The sequence below is a fragment of the Polaribacter sp. IC066 genome (genome assembly GCF_007997085.1).
In the GTDB taxonomy this organism is placed as follows: Bacteria; Bacteroidota; Bacteroidia; order Flavobacteriales; family Flavobacteriaceae; genus Polaribacter.
Genome location: NZ_VORR01000025.1, coordinates 15,834 through 37,088, shown reverse-complemented (window position 1 = coordinate 37,088; position 21,255 = coordinate 15,834). Strand labels below are relative to the sequence as shown.

Sequence of the window (21,255 nt, the reverse complement as noted above, 5' to 3'; positions counted from 1 at the left end):
GATTTTTAGCTTTCTAAAATAAACTAATTTATCAATCCATTTTAGAAATAGGTTTTTTTTCTAAATCATAAATAGCTGTAGAAATATCTATGCGAAACCATTTTTTAAACATTTTATGGTTTCGTCTTTGTGGCCATTCTTTTTTATTCGCCTGCCATTCGCCGAGTTCCATCATAAAATAACGGTCAAATTTCTTTTTTAAGTGCGCTTCTATATCAAGAATATCATCATTTATTAAATAAATATTTACTTGGTTTAGTGTAGCTTCGTCAATTGGGTTATCTAGATAAAGACTATTGACCCAATCTATGAAAGGTTGCAAGGGTTTTAACGATACTGCAGCTCTATTTATATAATTTTCTTCAAAATCATCTGGACTACTTTCTTTATTCGATGCTTCTTTGAGCATATTCGTTATATAACCGTTTTCGGATTGTGTAAAAACTTTTAAAGTTGGGATGCCCTTTTTTTCATAAAATTCGAAATCAATTATAAAATTTGTAAATTCTTTAAAATTAGAAACTTTAGATGCGATCATCTTTTTTAATAAAGGATAATTAATATCTTTATTTTTAGCTGTAGAAATTATAGGATCAAATTCTGACGTTTTTATAAGAGATTGCATATTTCCTAAATTCCATGCATTTATTACAAAATCAAAAATATCTTCTTGATATTCAAAATGGGTCATATCGTTGAAAGAATTATCAAAAGGTTGCATAAATTGCTCTATGAGCGTAGAATATTTCACTCCTGTATTTTGAATGATGTTCTTGTCTCCAAATAAGTTTAAAACTTTATTTTTTTTCATTTTTATGCAATTTTAAAAAGTTATTAATTTTATTATAGGATGCTACAATAACACTCATGAAACTGCGGCAGCAAAATATTTTAAGGTTCTTTATGTTTCTTAAAACCGTTAAATCTTATATTTATAAACCTGCAACTTTTTCTGTTTGCATGGTTAATGCAGAAGTAGGAACTTTTAATTCGGTTATAAAAACGCAATGATGCTCGTTATCTTGAATTTAGTTCTCCTGTTTTACTTAATGAATTCTTGTTTTGATTTTAATGAGTCCTTTTTCTTTCAATTATAAACCAATTTCTTTAAAACCTATTTGTTTAGCACTTTCTATAATTTTTTCACTTGCACCAATATATCCTGCTACAACAATGGCTCAAATTTATGGAAATACTCTTTTAATTAAGGTTTTTTTTTCGGATTTTTAGCTAAATTTTCTAGATACAAATGTAATTCTTTTCTCCGATTTTTAATTATTTATCCAAAAATAATATTAGAAAGCATCTTCAGTAAATTGCTCACGCTGTTTAGTTTTTTTATAAATATTTACCTAATTAATTCTTTCGTATTTATTGATTTTAACAATTCTACTTTTCTTTTAAGCTTTCTGTATATTTTTTTCAAAAATGTACTTTTTACTGCACGTTGTATAACGCCAATAATAAAAGATTAAGTGGTTTCTGTAGGGTTGATTCTTGCTCATCATAAATCAGAATAAAATATGGTGCTCATTTTTACGCTGCTTATTTTAAAATTTATTTAACTATTTTTCGAAGTAACTGATTGTTCTGAATTGCTTTCTTTTCAAATATTAATGCAATTTTTTTAAAGTAACTTCAAGAAAAAGAAAAGTCTTAGTTCAGAAAATATTTTTTTTTGAACTCAATAATTCTACTAAAAGAACCATCAATTTATTTTGTTTTATTCCTAATCCAGTTCAGTACGATGCTTGATCTTGCATTAATAATTAACTATCTATCCTTTATTTTTTTAACACCTACTTAAATGAAGCGGATTCCTAATTTAAGCGGTTTTTGTACCAATTTAATTGTATCGTTTCTATATAAATTTTAAGTTGAACCTTCATCTCGAAAATAGGTTAATCTCACTAATGAGCTCAACTTGGTTTTGTCTGTAATTCAATTTTTGTTTTAATACGGCAATACTTTAAATCAAAATATTAAAAAGAGATTCTTTTTTGAGTTCTCCATCGCTCTGTCGAAAATTTTTTTGTTGATTTATACGTTAACATACATTTAAATGGTTTTTAAATATCCCTTTAGGGAGCTCTTTTTCCTGGAATAATTTTAGCCACTTTATAAATATTAAAATACATTTTTTAGTTTGTAGTTATTCTTTTTAAAACGAGTAAAAAAGTAGCAGTTGGTGCATTTTTACCTAAACTTTTTGTTTTTAACTAGATGGGTGTTAGTTTAATTTGCTGTTTTTAAGCATTTTATATATTTCGTTCTCTATGTTAAAATTATGGTACAGGAATTGCCAATATATGATTGCAATTAAAATACAATGATGAAAATTAACAAAAAAAGTTTATGTCGTACTTGTGTACACGCTATTGTTTGTAGTTTAACTTCAAACAAAAAGTTTATTTGGTCTTGTAGCGAATATGACGCAGAGATTATTGAAAATGCAAATCTAAAATCTATTTTAATTCCAAATTTTAGTTTTGCCAAAAGTGGAAAAGAATTTAAAACCATTTAATTAAAATGAATTTAATTCAAGAAGTAAAGCCGAAAAAGCAAAAGAAACAGCCTAAACAAGGTATGTTAGAAAACGTAATGAAGCAGTTTGAAAGCGCTGCGGATTTAATAAATTTAAATCCTAATATTAAAAAAATATTAAGTGTAACCAATAACGAATTAATTATTCATTTTCCTGTAAAAATGGACAATGGAGACGTAGAGATTTTTAAAGGTTACAGAGTTCAACATAATAATGCATTAGGTCCTTACAAAGGTGGTTTAAGATACCACCCTACCATAGATATTGACGCGGTAAAGGCTTTGGCAATTTGGATGACTTGGAAAACTTCTTTAGCAGGTTTGCCTTATGGTGGCGCAAAAGGAGGAATAGAAATAGATCCAACTAAATATTCTATCACAGAGTTAGAAAGAATTACAAGAAGGTTTACCTATGCTTTAGGTGACAATATTGGACCGGAACACGACATCCCTGCGCCAGATGTAAATACAAACTCGCAAACAATGGCGTGGATAGCAGATACGTATATGTCTACTAAAAAACCATCAGAAAGATCTAAAAATCAGCATGTGGTTACAGGAAAGCCAATTGGTTCTGGCGGATTAGAAGGTAGAGATAGAGCAACGGGTTATGGTGTTTTTCTAACCATAAAATTTTGGGCAGACCATGAAAACATCAAACTAGAAAATAAAACTTTTATAGTTCAAGGTTTTGGAAATGTTGGTTATTGGACTGCACATTTTCTTGAAAAAGAAGGTGCAAAATTAGTAGGTGTTCAAGATGCTTTTGGAACCATCGTTAATAAAGAAGGTATTGGTGTCGAAAATTTATTAGAATACACTAAAAATAATCATGGAAGTATTGTTGGTTTTTCTAATTCAAGAGAAATAGCAAAAGGAGATTTTTTCGGTTTAGACTGCGATATCTGTGTTCCGGCGGCATTAGGAAATCAAATTACAGAAAATATAGCACCACAAATAAAGGCATCTATTATTGCTGAAGGTGCAAACGGGCCAACTACTGTTGAAGCAGAGGCCATTTTATTAAAAAGAGGTGTTACAATTATACCCGATATTTTATGCAATTCAGGTGGTGTAATTGGTAGCTATTTTGAATGGCTTCAAAATAGGAATGGTGAGCTTTGGGAGCTAGACGAAATTTTAGAGAGACTGCACAAAAAAATGAAAGAGGTTTTTACAAAAGTGTTGGTGGTGTCTGAAAGTAAAAAGATAGATATGCGCACTGCAGCCTATGTTTTAGCGATTGAAAGATTAGAGAGAACGTATGTACAACGCGGTGTTTTTCCATAGATAAATATAGAATAATGAAGTATGGTCAGATTATTATAGAGGAAAATGAATTTTTAATTTTAGAAAATTTATTCAAGCTTAAAAAAGAAGAGCATTCAAAAACAGCTAAAAATCATATTTTAAAATTATTATATGAGTTAAAGAATGCGGTTATTTTACCAGAAAGTGAAATGCCAAAAGATGTAATACGGTTAAATTCTCAAGTACAAATAAGTTCTAAAGATAATTTATGGACAAAAATTTTTGAACTTGTTCTACCGCATCAAAGTAACGTTGCAGAGAATAAAATATCGCTTTTGTTACCAATGGGAACTGCTGTTTTAGGATATGCCAAAGGAGATGATATTTTATGGGAATTTCCTAGCGGATTAAAAGAACTGAAAGTAATTGATGTACAACAGTTTTTGAAGGTGTTAAAATAAATAATTATGACGAACTCAAGGAATTTGAATAGTAGTGCTTTTGAAGATGAAATGGCAGAACAAAAAAACTTGGAAGAATTAGATCTATGGGCTTCTTTTCTGAATCGTTTTACCGAAGAGTATGAAGGCTTTATAATTACAGCCTCTAGTAGCGCAAATAAAGAAGATTTGCAAAATCAACTTTTGACTGCTTTTAAAAATAATGAGACTATTTTAAGAGATATTTTAAATTACAAAAGAGCAACACATAATTTTATGGAATGTATCGATTTAGCGTGCGATTCGTTTTATAAAAACAAGTATTTAAAAATAAAAAAGGCCTACGTATTGCATGCAGAAAATTGTAGCCTTTTAAAGAAAAAAGTGTTTTTTCGTTCTTCTTCGGAAGGTTTAGTTTTTTAGTATTTGACTCCAAATTTATTTGGAGTCATTTTTTTTAGATGGTATTTTAGTATTACTTCAGAAAGAGTTTATCTTTTTAAGCGAAAATAATTGGTATGTGATTTAAATTTATGTTTTAATGTTGGATGAGCTTTATGATGTCTTAATAAATTACTTTTTTCTGGTTGGCGTTGCGTAAGTCCGATTAATTTTCACAAAAAAAGTCTCTTTAAATACAATGTGAATTGAGTGTAGTTTTAGTTTATCAAAAAATAATTTAATTTATAGATTCGTCATCATTAAATTAAATTGTTTTTTTAATTTATACATTATTTATTGAGTTGATTTGGTGTAATGTTTCTTTTTTTTTCTAAAGTAACTTTAAAATAAAGATTAGTTTTGATTTATAAAAAGCAAATGCATCCCTTTAAAAGAGTAAGAAATTAGTCGTTAAACTCTAGCAGATAATTCTGCTATTATTTTTTGATAAACGGATACATAATACTCATGAAACTCTGGTAGTAAAACGTTTTTAAGATTTTTGGTATCTTTTAAAACTGTTAAATCCCATAATTCTAAACCTGCAACTTCTTCTGCTTGCATAATTAATGCAGCAACAGGAACTTCTAACTCGGCTATAAAAACATGATGATGCTCGTTATCTTGAATTCCGTTTTCATGTTTTACTTGATGAATTCTTGTTCCGATTTTGATGAGGTCTTTTTCTTTGAGTTTTAAACCAATTTCTTCAAAAACTTCTCTTTTTGCACCTTCTATAATTTTTTCACCAGCACCAATATGTCCGGCTACAGAAGTAGCCCAAATTCCGGGAAACACTTTTTTAGTTAAAGCTCTTTTTTGAAGTAGTATTTTTTCATTTGAAGTAAATAACCAAATGTGCACTGTCGCATGAAACCAACCGTTTTGGTGTGCTTCCGATTTTAAAGCAGTTTTTCCTGTTGGTTCTCCTTCAGGAGTTAAAATGTCAATTAGTTCATCCAAATTAATTTTTTTTTCATTTAACGACACAAAAATAAGTTAAACATTTATTAGAAGCTATTTTTATGCTTCAGCATATGAGTTCATTAGAATTTACTTGGTATAAAATTGATAAAAAAGGAATGCCAATAGCATTTTCAAGCCAGTAATAAAACTTATATCACAACTAATGTTTGGGTCTAAATTGGTAGATTCATTTTTTGAGAAACAATCAAAATAAGAAAGTAATTTTCTGTATCGAATTCTAGTGCGCTAATTTTATTTCAAGTGTGAAATAATTTTATCATAAACAGAAACATAATATTCATGAAACTGCGGCAATAAAACATTTTCAAGATTCTTCGTGTCCTTTAAAACCGTTAAATCCCATAATTCTAAACCTGCAACTTCTTCTGCTTGCATAATTAATGCAGCTACAGGAACTTTTAATTCGGCTATAAAAACATGATGATGCTCGTTATCTTGAATTCCGTTTTCATGTTTTACTTGGTGAATTCTTGTTCCGATTTTGGTGAAGTCTTTTTTTTCTAATTGTAAACCAATTTCTTCAAAAACTTCTCTTTTTGCACCTTCTATAATTTTTTCACCAGCACCAATATGGCCAGCCACAGAAATATCCCAGATTCCTGGAAATACTTTTTTAGTCAATGCTCTTTTTTGAAGCAATATTTTTTCATCCGAAGTAAAAAACCAAATATGTACAGTAGCGTGAAACCAACCGTTTTTATGCGCTTCAGATTTTAAAGCAGTTTTCCCTGTTGATTTTCCTTCGGGGGTTAAAATATCTATGAGTTCATCCATAATAGTAAGACACGTATTTCACTAACTATTGCTAAATATAAATTATTAAAAAATTGCTTGTAATTTCGAAATTAGTTTTTTAATCGATTAAGAAATCTCATAATTTAAGTTAGCATTATGAGATTTCTTTGATCGTCTAAACAATTGTATGCTGATAAAATGTAATAAGCAGATTACTTCGTACTTCGCAATGACGTTTTACTTTCTATTCAAAATAGGAAAAAGTTTCTCCGTCTTTTATATTCAATAAGGTTTCGTAAATCATCTTAATTACGTTTTCTACATCATCTCTATGCACCATTTCTACCGTAGTGTGCATGTATCTTAACGGTAAGGAAATTAACGCAGAAGCTACGCCACCATTGCTATATGCAAAAGCATCTGTATCTGTACCTGTTGCTCTAGAAAGCGCAGTACGTTGAAAAGGAATGTTATTTGCTTGGGCAGTTTCTGTAATTAAATCGCGTAATTTTTGTTGCACAGCGGGTGCATAGGCAATAACTGGCCCTTTACCAATTTGTATATCACCAGCAGACTTTTGTTCAATCATTGGTGTTGTGGTGTCGTGCGTAACATCGGTAACAATGGCAACATTTGGTTTAATGGTTTGTGTAATCATTTCTGCGCCACGCAAACCAATTTCTTCTTGTACAGAATTGGTAATATACAATCCGAAAGGTAATTCTTTCTTGTTTTCTTTTAATAAACGTGCAACTTCGGCAATCATAAAGCCACCCATTCTATTGTCTAAAGCTCTACAAACAAACTTATTACCGTTTAAAACATGAAACGTATCTGGATAGGTAATTACACAACCTACATGAACGCCTAGTTTTTCTACCTCTTCTTTGGTAGTGCAACCTGTATCAATAAAAATATTGTCTGGTTTAGGCGCTTCTTCTTTAGCTTTATCTCTTGTATGAATTGCTGGCCATCCAAAAACACCTTTAACTATGCCGTTTTTGGTATGAATGTTTACAATTTTACTAGGTGCAATTTGATGATCTGAACCACCATTTCTAATCACATAAATTAATCCGTTGTCAGAAATGTAATTTACATACCAAGAAATTTCATCGGCATGCCCTTCAATAACTACTTTGTATTTTGCATCAGGATTAATGACACCAACAGCAGAACCATAGGTATCGGTAATAAAAGTATCTACATAAGGCTTTAAATAGTCCATCCAAATTTTTTGACCTTCCCACTCATACCCTGTAGGAGCGGCATTGTTTAGGTATTTTTCTAAAAACGTAAGAGATTCTTTATTTAATATTGATTTTTTTTCCATGAAGTACGTGTATAAAAATTTATTTTTAAGGTATCAGTTTTAGTTTTTGTATCTCTTTTAGATACATCAATAAGGTAAGAATTTTTTTAGAAATTCTTATAACTTTTAGCAAAAATAAAGCGATTTTTAAGTTTTACAGAAATTAATAGTAAAAACTTGTAACAAAAGTTGTTTCTTGCATACTTATCTAAAGATAAAACGAATTATGAAGAAAGAATATAAAGTAGAATCATTAATATGCCATTCAAAACTTACGTTAGATTCTAAATATATCTAAAAAGTTCTACCCGAGATATTCAATAAAAATGAGATGCGTACTTTAAAAAAAGTTGGTATTTGATCTCTACAGATACCACGAATTTTGGAGCCGCCATTTATTTGTATCTTTATTTTGAAAAAAGCAGTTAACAAATTACATTCAAGAATTAAAATAGTTGTAACATGAAATTAGTAATCAAAAATTTAACAAAAACATATAAGAACGGCGTAAAAGCAATTGATGATTTGAGTATAGAAATCGGTTCGGGAATGTTTGGTTTGTTAGGACCAAACGGTGCAGGTAAATCATCTTTAATGAGAACAATTGCTACGTTACAAAGTCCGGATTCTGGCTCTATTATGTTTGGGGATATTGATGTTTTAAAAGATAATATGTCTTTAAGAAAAGTGTTGGGGTATTTGCCACAGTCTTTTGGTGTGTATCCTAAAATGTCTGCAGAAGAGTTGTTAAACTATTTTGCAACCTTAAAAGGAATTTCTAAAAAGTCTGAAAGAGACGCTATTGTAAAAGAAGTTTTAGAAATTACCAATTTATATGAGGTAAGGCACAAACATGTTGCGGGGTATTCTGGCGGAATGAAACAACGTTTCGGAATTGCGCAGTTGCTTTTAAACAACCCGAAGTTAATTATTGTTGATGAACCCACAGCAGGGCTAGATCCGGCAGAAAGACATCGTTTTTTAAATGTTTTACGAGAAGTAGGTACCAATTGTACCGTTATTTTTTCTACTCATATTGTAGAAGATGTAAAAGAGTTGTGCAACGAAATGGCTATTTTAAACGGCGGTAAAATTCTGAATCATACCACGCCTCAAAATGCGACAAAAGAATTAGAAGGTAAAATTTGGACTAAAATTATTGAAAGAGAACATTTAGAGCAAGAAGAAAAATTGTACAAAATTTTATCATCGAACTACAACCAAGATAATACCCTAAATGTACGAGTGCATTCGGCTGAAAAACCATCAGAAGAATTTGTTGCCTCAACGCCTCAATTAGATGATGTTTATTTTATCGCTTTAAAACAAGATGAACCACAGTTAGTTTAAAAATCAAAATTTAAAGTTTTGATTTCAAGGTTTTGAGTTTTCCTCTAATGGCACAATCTAATATTTACACAATTATATATTCTATATGTTTTCAACTATTTTTAAACAAGAATTAAAATACTGGTTTCATAAACCTGTTTTTTACATTTACATTACTATATTCTTATTCCTTTCTTTTTTATTGTCTGCTACAACCGCTGGTATCTTTGACGGCATTACAGGAACAACAGGTTCCTCTAGAGTTGTAAATTCGCCCATTGGTATTACGGGTTTATTTAATGGCTTTACCACTTTAATATTTTTCTTGTTCCCGTCGATTATTGGGGTTTCTATTTACAGAGATTTTAAAAGTGAAATGCACACCATTTTATATTCGTATCCATTTACAAAGGCTAATTATTTATTTGCGAAGTTTTTTAGCGGTATTGTGGTAGTTTCTGCCATTGTTTTGGTAATTGCTTTGGGAATGATGATTGGTTTTAGATTTCCTGGAACAAATTCAGAAATTGTTGGCGATTTTAACATCATTACCTATTTACAAACGTACTTAATTTATATTTTACCAAATATTTTGTTTTTTGGAGCCGTTGTTTTTGCTGTTGTTACTTTCTCTAGAAATATTGCTGCTGGTTTTATAACCGTAATCATTTTATTATTTGCGCAAGGAGCTGTTGCTACTATTCTTTCTGATCCAGAACAAGCAAAGTTGTTAGCAATACTAGATCCTTTTGGGTCTTCTGCCGTTGGTTATTACACAAAATATTGGACAGTTTTTGAACAAAATGAATTACAAATACCCATAAAAGAACTCATAATTTATAACAGATTGTTATGGTTGGTTGTTTCTTCGTTAATTTTTGGTTTGGTTTACAAATATTTTAAATTTAGTCAAAACGCGATTTCTATTTCTTTTAAGAAAACGAAAGGTGAAAGAGTTACCAAAAGAAATTTTAGCGGAATTACAAGAATTACGTTACCAAAAGTAACGCATAATTACTCTTTTGTTCAGAATTTAAAAACAATGTGGAATCTGTCTAACCTCGATTTTAAATTTATTTTTAAGAGTTTACCATTTATTTGTATTCTAGTTGTAGGTATTTTATTATTGATAGGAGCCTTATTTACAGTTGGTGAAATTTCAGGTACAAAAACACTTCCTGTAACATGGTTAATGTTAAGTGGCGGAAATGTTTTTAGTGCATTAATCATTAACTTATGTACTTTTTTATATGCAGGTATTCTAATTCAAAGAGCAAATACGGCGAATATAAATCATTTGGTAGATAGCACTCCAATACCTAATTGGACGCTACTTTTCTCTAAGCTAATTGCCTTATTAAAAATGCAAATCGTTTTATTAGCAGTTATTTTGGTTGCAGGGGTTTTGTTTCAGACGTATCAGGGATATTATGAATACGAAATAGGCCATTATTTAAAAGAACTATATGGTTTAAAATTCTTGAATTATGTTATTTGGGCGTTCCTAGCAATCTTTGTACAAACTTTAGTTAAAAACCAATATTTAGGCTTTTTTATCTTGTTGATATTGGCTATCGGAATTCCGTTTTTATCTTTAATAGGCATCGAATTAGCAATCTTTAAATACAATGAAGGCCCTGGTTTTAGTTATACAGATATGAATGGCTATGGTTCGGCCTTGTCAAGATATTTATGGTACAAATTATATTGGATTTTAGGTGGAACCTTACTTTTAATTTTAAGTATCTTAATGTGGGTTCGAGGTTTGCCAAATTCTTTTAAGGAAAGACTTTCTATTGCAAGCGAACGTTTTACAAAATCGAAGATCATAAGTTTAGCGGTTGTTTTGGTTGCTTTTTTAACTTTAGGAACTACTATTTATTTTGAAACTAAATCTGACAAAGAAAATTCATCTTCTAAACAAGCTGAATTAGATGCTGTAAAGTGGGAAAAAACTTATAAAAAATATCAAAATTATAAACAGCCAAGAATTGTTGCTGTAAATGCCGATGTCCATCTTTATCCGAAGAAAAGAACTTATAAAGCCAGTGCAATTTATACACTGGTAAATAAAACAGATGAAGCAATTGATAGTGTTTTTTTAAATCATAATTCATTAGAAAATACTTTTGAGTTTAATAAAGCGAACACGCTAGTTTCAGAAGACACTATTTTTAATTTTGATATCTATCATTTTGATAAAAAAATACAACCTGGAGATACTTTACAGCTTACAATTCATGTGAAAAGTAATGAGAATACAATGTTTCAAAGACAATCTCCAATTGTAGAAAACGGTACCTTTATAAATAATTCTTCTATGTTTCCCTCTCTAGGGTATGCCGCCGGAGGAGAATTAACAGATAATAAAACACGTGAAAAATACGATTTACTACCCAATAATTTAAAACCATATCCATCAGACTCTACTGCTTTAGGAAACACCTATATTTCAAAAGATTCAGATTGGATCGATTTTGAAGCAACGGTATCGACTTCTAAAGATCAAATTGCCATTGCTCCAGGGTATTTACAAAAAGAATGGCTAGAAAATGATCGAAAGTATTTTCATTATAAAATGGATAGTAAAATTTTAAATTTTTACGCATTTAATTCTGCTAGATATGAAGTTAAAAAAGAAATGTGGAATGGAATTAGTCTAGAAATTTATTATCACAAACCACATGATTATAATCTAGATAGAATGATGAAAGGAATGAAAGCTTCTTTAGCCTACAATGCAAAGAATTTTAGTCCGTATCAGCACAGACAATTAAGAATTGTAGAGTTTCCTAGTGGAAGTTTTGCCCAAGCTTTTGCAAATACGATTCCATTTGCAGGTGATGCAGGTTTTATAGCAGATGTAGATGATGAAAATGATGACGGAGTTGATTATCCTTTTAGAATAACGGCTCATGAAGTGGCGCACCAATGGTGGGCGCATCAAGTAATTGGTGCAGATGTTTTAGGTGCTATAATGATGTCTGAAAGTATGTCTGAATATGCCTCTTTAAAAGTGTTAGAGCAGGAATATGGAAAAGCTAAAATGCGAACCTTTTTAAAAGGATCTTTAGATAGTTATTTAATGCAAAGAACTTTTGAATCTAAAAGAGAAAACCCGTTAATGTATAATGATGGGCAAGGCTATATTCATTATCAAAAAGGTTCTTTGGTATTATATGCTTTAAGCGATTATATTGGTGAAGAAAAGTTAAACGGAGCTTTAAAAAAATATGTAGAAAAAGTGCAATTTCAAGAGCCACCCTATACAACATCAATAGAAATGTTAGCTTATATTAAAGAGGTTACACCAGATTCTTTGAATTATGTAATTAAAGATATGTTCGAGACCATAACACTCTATCAAAATAGAATCGTCGAAGTAAAATCTACAAAGTTAGAGAACGGAAAATATCAAGTAGATATTGAGTTTGAAGTTGCTAAGTACAGAAACGATGAAAAAGGAAAGAAGTTTTACGGAGAAAAAGTAGGCGATACGTTAACCTATAAAACAGAAGACATGAAAAAGCCTATTTTATCAGTTCATTTAAAAGACTATATAGATATTGGTGTTTTTGGTGAAGAAGAGGTTGATGGCGAAAAGAAAGAAACCGAATTGTATTTTAAAAAGCACAAGATAACTGAAATCAATAATAAAATCACCATTATTGTTGATAAAAAACCGGTCGAAGTTGGCGTAGATCCTTACAATAAATTGATTGATACGCAATCTGGAGATAATAGAAGAAGGTTGTAGTTCATTTTATATTTAAAAAAAAACAACTGCTAAACGTAATTATTTGGCAGTTGTTTTTAGTTTTAGGGGTTCTTTTTTAGTTGATAGTTGGCGTTTAATTTGTTCGTTATAAACGTAAATTTAAATAATTATCAAGTTGGGTGTCCGAACTTCAAAGTGTTATTTTAACAATTAAAGGCAGCTATAAAATCAGTGTATTCGGTTAGAACAAGAAACAAATAAATAATAGTATTTTTACCGACGAAACAAATCATATAAATAGAATTTACTAGTTTGAAAAAATCTTTCATAAAAAAACGATTTCACAAATTACTACTAGAAAAAGAGGAAAATAGGGTAGTCTCTAATGAAGAGGTGTACACAGTTGCCATCTTAATATCTGGTGAGCTTGCAAAATGGATACAGATTCAAGATGAAGCAGAAAGAATATTAGATTTAGGAAATATGAGAACCTACCGCTACAGACCTTTTAGTACAAATCAGGTTCGTTCATATAAATTTTTTACAGAAAAAGATTTTAACTGGAAAGGAGAGCCAAAAAAAGGCCCTTTTAAATCTTTTATTGATGAACCTTTTGATTTGTTAATTGGGTATTTTAATAAAAATAATTTATATCTAGAAAATGCAGTTTTGCGCTCTAACGCTAAATTTAAAGTTGGTTTTGCAGAAGTAAACCAGCGTTTATACGATTTAGAAATAGCAGAATACCCAACAAAAGTAGAAAGCTTTCTTTCAGAATTAAAAAAATACTTAATTATTTTACAAAAACTAAAAAATTAAACTTCATTTAAAAAGTTGTGTATTCTTTATTAGAACTCACTTTTTAATGCAGCATTCAATTTGATTATTGTAATTTTACCCTTCTAAAAAATAAAAAATAATGCAAAAATTTATTGGTACTGGTGTTGCTTTAATTACCCCTTTTAACGACGATTTAACCGTAGATGTTGATGCGCTTATAAAATTAGTAAATTTTAACATCGAAAATAGTACTAATTATTTAGTAATTAATGGCACAACTGGCGAAAGTGGTACAATCTCTGAAGAAGAGAAACAAGTAGTGATTGATGTTATTGTAAAAACAAATAATAAGCGTGTGCCTTTAGTGTTAGGTATTGGCGGTAATAATACACTAAAAGTTGTAGAAGAGTTGCAAACTAGAGATTTATCAGAAATGGATGGAATTCTTTCTGTTGCTCCGTATTATTGCAAGCCAACTCAAGAAGGTTTTTATCAGCACTTTAAAGCAATTTCAGAAGCAACTAAATGGCCTATTATTTTATACAACGTTCCTGGAAGAACTGCTAAAAATATGGAGGCAGCAACAACATTACGCTTGGCAAAAGATTTTAGCAATATTGTGGGCATTAAAGAAGCAGGCAACAATCAGCAACAATATCACACATTACTAAAAGACAAACCTGCCGATTTTTTAATTATTTCTGGTGATGATGATTTGGCTTTGGGGGTTGCTTTAGCAGGTGGTGCAGGTGTTATTTCTGTTATAGGGCAAGCGTTTCCGAAATTGTTTTCTAAAATGATTCAGTTAGGTTTAGAAGGCAAAAACGTGGAGGCCTACAAGATTCATTATAAAATGATGGATATTATGGATTATATTTTTGAAGAGAATAATCCGGCTGGTATTAAAACTGTTTTACAAGAATTAGGTATTGGTAAAAATAATGTGCGTTTGCCATTGGTAAAAGCGAGTGCGGCGTTAGAAGCAAAAATAAGTAAGTACGTTTCAGATTTTTAATTTCAAGTTTGATCTTAGAGACGAAAGACGAGAAATAAGAAATTCTATTTAGAGACAATAGAGAAGAAATAATAGATTATTTTAAGAGACAAGAAAACAAGAGACAACAAACAAGAGTCGAGAAATAATAAATATTATTTTGGAAAACGGAACCACGAGCCAAGAAAGAAACAAGAAACCAGAGATATTAATCAATAATTAACAGCCACAAACCACAAATTAACAACCATCAACCAAAAACCAACCTTAACAAACCTTTAATATCAATTTGGCGTATTTTTAGGTCTTTTATGTTGATTATTGCAGAGCACAATTTAGTGTTGTAAAATTCGTTTTAAAGGGTGATGAATTTCTTTAAAAATTCGCATTGTTAAAAAGGGTATTGAAGAAGTTGAAAAGATTTATTTTGAGAAAAACAAATACTTTTATTATCCATAAATAATTACTAATTTTGCCCGATGCAAAAAGTTAAAAATTTAGCGTGTTTATTGTTGTTTAGTATTTTATTATTCTCTTGCGGAGAATATCAAAAAGTATTGAACAAAGGTACTATTGAAGATCAGTACAAGATGGCTGTAAAGCTATATGAGACCAAAAAGTACGGTAAAGCTTTGCGCTTATTTGAGAAAATTACGCCAGCCTATAGAGGTAAGCCACAAATGGAACGTGTACAATTTATGGTTGCACAGTCTAATTTTAATGAAAAAAACTACACTTTAGCGGGTTATTATTATGATCGTTTTATAAAAAATTATCCTAAAAGCTCAAAAAGAGAAGAGGCAGCTTTTTTATCGGCGTATAGTTACAAATTAGCATCACCTGTTTTTAGTAAAGATCCAACAGATACTAATAAGGCATTAGAAGCTTTTCAAAGTTTTATAAATACATATCCAGATTCTGAAAAAATTCCGGAAGCAAATGAGCATTATAAAGAATTAAGGTACAAGTTACAGAAAAAATATTTCGAAATTGCAAAGGTGTATTATACAACTGCCGGATATGATAAGAGAAATTATAACGCAGCCATACAAGCTTTCGATAATTTATTGTCAGATTATTTAGGCTCTGAATTTAAAGAAGAAGCGCTGTATTACAGGTTTAAAGCAGCCTACGATTATGAGATTAAAAGTACCGACAGAAGAAAAACAGAAAGAATAAAGATTGCAATGGAAGCGTATGATAAGTTGAAAAGAAATTTTCCGGAATCTGAATACATGGAAGAATGTGATGAGATGTTTGCAACACTTCAAAAAGAAGAAGAAAGGATAAATAATATTATTGATCAAAATAAAGAATTAGTAAAAGAGGACTCTAAATAGAAATAACAAATTATGGATTATAAAGATACACAAGCGGCAATAAGTACAATTACTTATGATAAGAATGAGATCGAAGCTCCAACACAAAATATTTATGAAGCAATCTCGATTATTGCTAAAAGAGCCAATCAGATAAATGCAGATTTAAAGAAAGAGTTGGTAGATAAGTTAGATGAGTTTGCTACTTATAATGATAGTTTAGAAGAGGTTTTTGAAAATAAAGAACAAATAGAAGTTTCTAAATTTTACGAGCGTTTACCAAAACCAACCGCGATTGCCGTTGAAGAATGGTTAAATGGTAAAGTATATTTTAGAACTCCAGAAACAGAATAATGTCTGTTTTAAGTGGTAAAAAAATCCTTTTAGGCATTACTGCTGGCATTGCTGCATACAAAACGGCCAGTTTAGTCCGTTTATTTATAAAATCGGGCGCAGAAGTCAAAGTAATTATGACTCCTGCGTCTAAAGATTTTATAACACCTCTTACACTTTCTACACTTTCTAAAAACCCTGTTCATTCCACTTTCTATGATAAAGAAGCCGAAAATGAATTGTGGAACAATCATGTAGATTTAGGCTTGTGGGCAGATTATTTTCTAATAGCGCCTGCAACGGCCAATACACTTTCTAAAATGGCAAATGGCGTTTGCAATAATTTATTGTTAGCCACCTATTTGTCTGCCAAATGTCCTGTATATTTTGCTCCTGCAATGGATTTAGATATGTACAAACATCCATCTACCCTAGAAAGTTTAGCAAAATTACAGTCTTTTAAGAATATTATTATTCCTGCAACCTCGGGTGAATTAGCCAGTGGCTTAGTAGGCGAAGGTAGAATGGCAGAGCCAGAAGATATTGTATCATTTATAGAAAATGATGTGGTATCAAAATTAGCACTTTACGGTAAAAAAGTATTAATTACTGCGGGCCCTACGTATGAAGCTATTGATCCGGTACGTTTTATTGGCAATCATTCTTCAGGAAAAATGGGATTTGCCATTGCAAACGCAGCGGCCAATTTAGGTGCAGAGGTTTATTTAATTTCTGGACCAAGTCAGCAACAAATAAAACACGCTTCGGTGCATAGAATCGATGTAGTTTCTGCGGATGAAATGTATACCGCAGTGCATCAATATTTTGAAAACGTAGATATTGCAATTTTATCGGCCGCCGTTGCAGATTACAAACCAAAAAATATTGCGCATCAGAAAATAAAAAAGCAAGATTCTACGTTACACATGGAGTTAGAACCTACAAAAGATATTTTAGCCTCTTTAGGGGTGCTTAAAAAACAGCAGTTTTTGGTAGGTTTTGCATTAGAAACAAATAATGAAGTAGAAAATGCCAAAAGTAAGATTAAACGTAAAAATTTAGATGCTATTGTTTTAAATTCTTTGCAAGATAAAGGTGCAGGTTTTGCTACTAACACAAATAAAATTACTATTATTGATAAAAATTTTAATGAAAAACCATTCGAATTAAAATCTAAAATAGAGGTTGCCAAAGATATTATGAGTGAAATTGTGTTGAGAATAAAAAAGTAAGACGGTTTGAATCGATATTTTATTTGGTAAAGATGACTAGAAACAGGATGTTTTGATCTAAAATGTTTAGAGTTAAGATTATGTGTAGTAATAATCATTTTTTGTCTCTTTTTTCGTTTTCCTGTCTGATGTCTTTTTTTAAGGTTTCTTGGCTCAATAATATCTAAAATATTAAAATATATTATGCGTAAACTTGTTTTTCTTTTTGCATTATTTTTGATGAATGCTACTATAAATTCGCAAGAAATAAACTGTTTGGTCAATGTAAATTTTGATCAAATTGCTGGTTCTAACAGACAAGTTTTTGAAACATTAGAAACTGCGCTAAAAGAGTTTATCAACCAAAAAAAATGGACTAACAGAGTTGTACAAACAGAAGAGCGAGTAGATTGTGCCATGAATATTATTATTACCTCTAGAGATAATAATACCTTTACAGCAACTTTACAAGTACAATCTTCAAGACCAGTGTATGGTTCTAGTTACTCAACTCCGCTCTTAAATTTAAAGGACAACGATTTTACATTTAAATACAATGAGTTCGATCCTTTAATTTACAATAGAAATTCTTTTGATAGCAATTTAATATCTACCATAGTTTTCTATGTCTACACAATTTTAGGTGTTGATGCCGATACATTTTCGAAATACGGAGGCGAAACAGAATTACAAGAAGCGCAAAATGTAATGCTACAAGCGCAGCAAAGTGGTTTGGGCTCTTGGCAAAATGTGGTTGGTAAACAAAACCGTTTTTTATTGATAGATAATTTACTAGCACCAAAACTAAAAGTTTTTAGAGACGTTTTATATGAATATCATATTACAGGATTAGATAATTTTGCTTCGAATAAAGAGTTTGGCAAGCAAGCTTTAGAAGATAGTTTGTTTTCTTTAGAAAATATTTTTAATAAAACAGTGGGTAATTACTTAATTAGAGTATTTTTTGATGCCAAAGCAGATGAAATTGTGAGTGTGTATTCTGATGGTCCAAGAACCAAAAATGCTAGTGGTTTAACGAGTACTTTACAAAAAATATCTACTAATAATAATTCTAAATGGAGAGCTCTTGAGTAGCATACTTTAAGTATTATTTTGAATTTATAAAATTGTAATGTAGTCGTTTTGACTCATGAAAATAGTACAGAGATATAATTTAGGTACTGAAAGAGCTCTTAACGGAGTTATAAAAACACCAAATAATACATATAATCCTGGAAATCAATTTAAAATCAATTATCCATGAATTGTATGAATTCTTGTTAGATTACTTTTTTTACTTGAGATATGAATCAAATTGAGAATATCAACAAATAAATTTATCTAAACAATTTTTGACAAATTTTCATCTCGTATTCGATTACAAGTAATTATGAAAAATAATAAATTAAATTCAGGTACATCAGGATTGCTAAAAAATTATTGTAGGCATTGTAATTTGTGCTTTTATAGCCTATCATGTTGCATACGAAGTAGGTAAGTTTAATGCGCATATAGAGAATAATCAAAATCGCTAATCCTTGCAGTATATACTATCTTTAATCTTACGAGTTAAGCAGGTGTTCGCGAAATATATTTATTTTGATAGAATATTGTTGATTATATAAATGTTATAAATTTACGCTTCGGTGTAAAGTGGGTTCTTGACATAGGTAAAAACATTCATAATTTGTCGAATACATTTAATGTATATTTAGAAGGAAATAGATCTAAATCCATCAAAAGTTAAAAACATCCAGTAGCATTTGCAAGTCTAGTTATGAGGTAAGGCAGAAGTTTTAGTATTTGATAAAGCTAACTTGTCTTTAGATTCCACTTTAGAAAGCTATATTAAAAATTAAAAGCTAGATTGCGTATAGAAAACAAAACCATTATCATTATTGGGCATCGTTTAAGCACCGTAATTAATGCCGATGAAATTGTTGTGCTACAAAAAGGAGAAGTTTTAGAACAAGGCAATCACAAAGAATTAGATGCTAAAAAGGGTAATTATTATAATTTATGGCAATCACAGTAGCCACAATTAAATTAAAACAATTATAGTTTACATTTTAATTTTCTGAATTAATTTCACTAATTTTATTACTTAAAATTTAGAGAATTTGTTAACACAACTTTCCATCAATAACTACGCATTAATCAATCAATTAACTATTGATTTTTCATCGGGTTTATCCATTATTACAGGAGAAACTGGTGCAGGAAAATCTATTTTATTAGGCGCTTTAGGTTTAGTTTTGGGCAATAGAGCAGATTTGTCCTCGTTAAAAGATACTTCCAGAAAATGCGTGGTCGAAGCAAAAGTTTCAGTAGCGAATTATAATCTAAAAGATTTTTTTAATAAAGTTGATTTAGATTATGAAGCCGAAACGATTATTAGAAGAGAAATTTTACCATCGGGCAAATCACGCGCCTTTGTAAATGACACGCCTGTTAAACTTTCTGTACTAAACGAATTAAGAAAATACTTGGTAGATGTGCATTCGCAACATGAAACAATGCAGTTATCTGATAATAGTTTTCAGTTTTCTGTGATTGATTCTTTGGCCAAAAACCAAGATAAAATAGCTTCTTATCAAAGAGGGTTTCAGCAGTTAAATCATCACAAAAAAGAATTACAAAAGCTAGAAACTATTCAGAAAGAAGCAAATCAGCAATACGACTATAATTTGCACCTGTTTAACGAATTAGAGGAAGCTAATTTAAAAGCAGATGAGCAAGAAGAACTAGAAGAAAAGCTAGAAAAATTAAATAATATAGAAGATATTAAACTAAACTTATCAGAAGCTTTAGAGCTTTCTGTGAATGAAGAAATCGGAATTCAGAATTTATTAAACACGCTAGAGAACAGGTTGGATAAAATAGCTCCTTTTTCCGCGGCATACCAAGAAATTTCAAAAAGAGTTACCAGTATTAAAATTGAAATAGACGATATTGTAGCGGAGTTAGAAGACGCAAATGAAAATGTAGAATTCAATCCGAATGAAGTAGAAGAAATTAATGACCGATTGCAACTGATTTACAATTTGCAGAAGAAACATTCTGTAGACACCATTCAAGGCTTGTTAACCGTTTTAGAAGATTTATCAGAAAAAGTAAGTCAAGTAGAAAATGCAGAAGAAACCATTAATAGTAAGAAAAAGGAAATTGAAGAGATCTCTGTAAAATTAGACAAAGTCGCTGCATTAATCTCTAAAAATAGAGAAACGGCTGCTCCTAAATTAACGAAAGAATTACAGTTTTTATTGCTTGAGTTAGGTATGGAAAACGCTCGTTTCTCCATAAAAATAAAACAAACTGCCAACTATTTTTATAACGGAAAAGATGAATTAGAATTTTTGTTTTCTGCAAACAAAGGCGGTAATTTCGGCGAATTAAAAAAGGTAGCTTCTGGAGGAGAATTATCGAGAATTATGTTATCTGTTAAGAAAGTGTTGTCAGAAAACACGCAATTACCAACCATTATTTTTGATGAGATTGATACAGGTGTTTCTGGTGAAGTTTCTAATAAAATTGCAGCCATTATGCAACAAATGAGCAAGCATATGCAAGTAATTTCAATTACGCATTTACCTCAAATTGCATCCAAAGGAGAGAATCATTATAAAGTATTTAAAAAAGAAATAAACGGAGTTACCACAACCAACTTAAAGCATTTATCAATGGAAGAAAGAGTTGTTGAAATTGCCGAAATGTTAAGTGGCAAAGATATTTCAGATTCAGCACTTACGCATGCCAAAGGTTTGTTGAGTTAGGTTTAGACTTGGAGAAGAGAATAAGGAAACAAGAGGTTTTAGATTCAAGACTCAATAAATATGAGACAAGAAACAAGAGACAAGAAAC

Annotated in this window: 18 protein-coding genes; 14 read left to right on the top strand and 4 right to left on the bottom strand. The window is 30.5% G+C overall.

The genetic code is table 11. From position 1 onward, the window contains the following. Nucleotides 1-31 precede the first annotated feature (31 nt). Entirely contained in the window at nucleotides 32-811 is a 780-nt protein-coding gene (locus tag ES044_RS10015) for a hypothetical protein (RefSeq protein ID WP_147118379.1), read from the bottom strand. 1,521 nt (nucleotides 812-2,332) lie between these two features. On the opposite strand from ES044_RS10015, the gene ES044_RS10010 reads away from it, so the two are divergent. The 4 genes from ES044_RS10010 to ES044_RS09995 are packed head-to-tail and all read left to right on the top strand — an operon-like array spanning nucleotide 2,333 to nucleotide 4,658. Further along, nucleotides 2,333-2,524, top strand: a complete 192-nt coding sequence (locus tag ES044_RS10010; RefSeq protein WP_147118380.1) for a hypothetical protein — start codon at nucleotides 2,333-2,335, stop codon at nucleotides 2,522-2,524. Between the two features lie 5 nt (nucleotides 2,525-2,529). After that, nucleotides 2,530-3,834 (top strand): Glu/Leu/Phe/Val family dehydrogenase, encoded by a 1,305-nt coding sequence (locus ES044_RS10005; RefSeq protein WP_147187103.1) that lies wholly within the window; start codon nucleotides 2,530-2,532, stop codon nucleotides 3,832-3,834. 14 nt (nucleotides 3,835-3,848) lie between these two features. Then, nucleotides 3,849-4,256, top strand: coding sequence for a GreA/GreB family elongation factor (locus ES044_RS10000; protein ID WP_147187101.1), 408 nt, complete (start codon nucleotides 3,849-3,851; stop codon nucleotides 4,254-4,256). A 6-nt stretch (nucleotides 4,257-4,262) separates the two neighbouring features. After that, on the top strand, nucleotides 4,263-4,658 hold the full coding sequence (locus tag ES044_RS09995; RefSeq protein WP_147187099.1) for a hypothetical protein: 396 nt from the start codon (nucleotides 4,263-4,265) through the stop codon (nucleotides 4,656-4,658). Nucleotides 4,659-5,087: 429 nt separating this feature from the next. On the opposite strand, the gene ES044_RS09990 is transcribed toward ES044_RS09995, so the two are convergent. From ES044_RS09990 to ES044_RS09980, 3 genes are all read right to left on the bottom strand, one after another. Then, nucleotides 5,088-5,639 carry an NUDIX hydrolase gene (locus tag ES044_RS09990; RefSeq protein WP_147118384.1) on the bottom strand — a complete coding sequence of 184 codons (552 nt, stop codon included), beginning with the start codon at nucleotides 5,637-5,639 and terminating at the stop codon, nucleotides 5,088-5,090. A gap of 255 nt (nucleotides 5,640-5,894) precedes the next feature. Continuing rightward, a complete protein-coding gene (locus tag ES044_RS09985; protein ID WP_147118385.1) occupies nucleotides 5,895-6,437 on the bottom strand; it encodes an NUDIX hydrolase in 543 nt (180 codons plus the stop codon). A gap of 205 nt (nucleotides 6,438-6,642) precedes the next feature. Then, nucleotides 6,643-7,731, bottom strand: coding sequence for a M42 family metallopeptidase (locus ES044_RS09980; protein ID WP_147118386.1), 1,089 nt, complete (start codon nucleotides 7,729-7,731; stop codon nucleotides 6,643-6,645). Between the two features lie 441 nt (nucleotides 7,732-8,172). On the opposite strand from ES044_RS09980, the gene ES044_RS09970 reads away from it, so the two are divergent. The 10 genes from ES044_RS09970 to recN all read left to right on the top strand — a co-directional run bounded on the left by ES044_RS09970 (nucleotide 8,173) and on the right by recN (nucleotide 21,167). Further along, nucleotides 8,173-9,060 carry an ABC transporter ATP-binding protein gene (locus tag ES044_RS09970; protein ID WP_147118387.1) on the top strand — a complete coding sequence of 296 codons (888 nt, stop codon included), beginning with the start codon at nucleotides 8,173-8,175 and terminating at the stop codon, nucleotides 9,058-9,060. An 85-nt stretch (nucleotides 9,061-9,145) separates the two neighbouring features. After that, nucleotides 9,146-12,796 carry an ABC transporter permease/M1 family aminopeptidase gene (locus ES044_RS09965; protein ID WP_147187097.1) on the top strand — a complete coding sequence of 1,217 codons (3,651 nt, stop codon included), beginning with the start codon at nucleotides 9,146-9,148 and terminating at the stop codon, nucleotides 12,794-12,796. A gap of 273 nt (nucleotides 12,797-13,069) precedes the next feature. Next, the gene (locus ES044_RS09960) at nucleotides 13,070-13,576 is read left to right on the top strand and encodes a DUF6913 domain-containing protein (protein WP_223269127.1); all 507 of its coding nucleotides are present in this window, start codon (nucleotides 13,070-13,072) and stop codon (nucleotides 13,574-13,576) included. Nucleotides 13,577-13,676: 100 nt separating this feature from the next. After that, nucleotides 13,677-14,552, top strand: a complete 876-nt coding sequence (gene dapA, locus ES044_RS09955; protein WP_147118389.1) for a 4-hydroxy-tetrahydrodipicolinate synthase — start codon at nucleotides 13,677-13,679, stop codon at nucleotides 14,550-14,552. Between the two features lie 458 nt (nucleotides 14,553-15,010). After that, nucleotides 15,011-15,871 carry an outer membrane protein assembly factor BamD gene (locus ES044_RS09950; RefSeq protein ID WP_147118390.1) on the top strand — a complete coding sequence of 287 codons (861 nt, stop codon included), beginning with the start codon at nucleotides 15,011-15,013 and terminating at the stop codon, nucleotides 15,869-15,871. Nucleotides 15,872-15,883: 12 nt separating this feature from the next. Then, on the top strand, nucleotides 15,884-16,204 hold the full coding sequence (locus tag ES044_RS09945) for a DNA-directed RNA polymerase subunit omega (RefSeq protein ID WP_147118391.1): 321 nt from the start codon (nucleotides 15,884-15,886) through the stop codon (nucleotides 16,202-16,204). Beyond that, a complete protein-coding gene (gene coaBC / locus ES044_RS09940) occupies nucleotides 16,204-17,415 on the top strand; it encodes a bifunctional phosphopantothenoylcysteine decarboxylase/phosphopantothenate--cysteine ligase CoaBC (RefSeq protein WP_147118392.1) in 1,212 nt (403 codons plus the stop codon). Before ES044_RS09945 ends, coaBC begins: the two co-directional genes overlap by 1 nt. A gap of 183 nt (nucleotides 17,416-17,598) precedes the next feature. Then, nucleotides 17,599-18,489 carry a DUF4835 family protein gene (locus ES044_RS09935; RefSeq protein WP_147118393.1) on the top strand — a complete coding sequence of 297 codons (891 nt, stop codon included), beginning with the start codon at nucleotides 17,599-17,601 and terminating at the stop codon, nucleotides 18,487-18,489. Nucleotides 18,490-19,261: 772 nt separating this feature from the next. Then, complete coding sequence (locus tag ES044_RS18545) at nucleotides 19,262-19,429, top strand: hypothetical protein (RefSeq protein WP_189663201.1); 168 nt, start codon at nucleotides 19,262-19,264, stop codon at nucleotides 19,427-19,429. An 85-nt stretch (nucleotides 19,430-19,514) separates the two neighbouring features. Continuing rightward, nucleotides 19,515-21,167, top strand: a complete 1,653-nt coding sequence (recN, locus tag ES044_RS09930; RefSeq protein ID WP_147118394.1) for a DNA repair protein RecN — start codon at nucleotides 19,515-19,517, stop codon at nucleotides 21,165-21,167. Nucleotides 21,168-21,255: the final 88 nt, after the last annotated feature.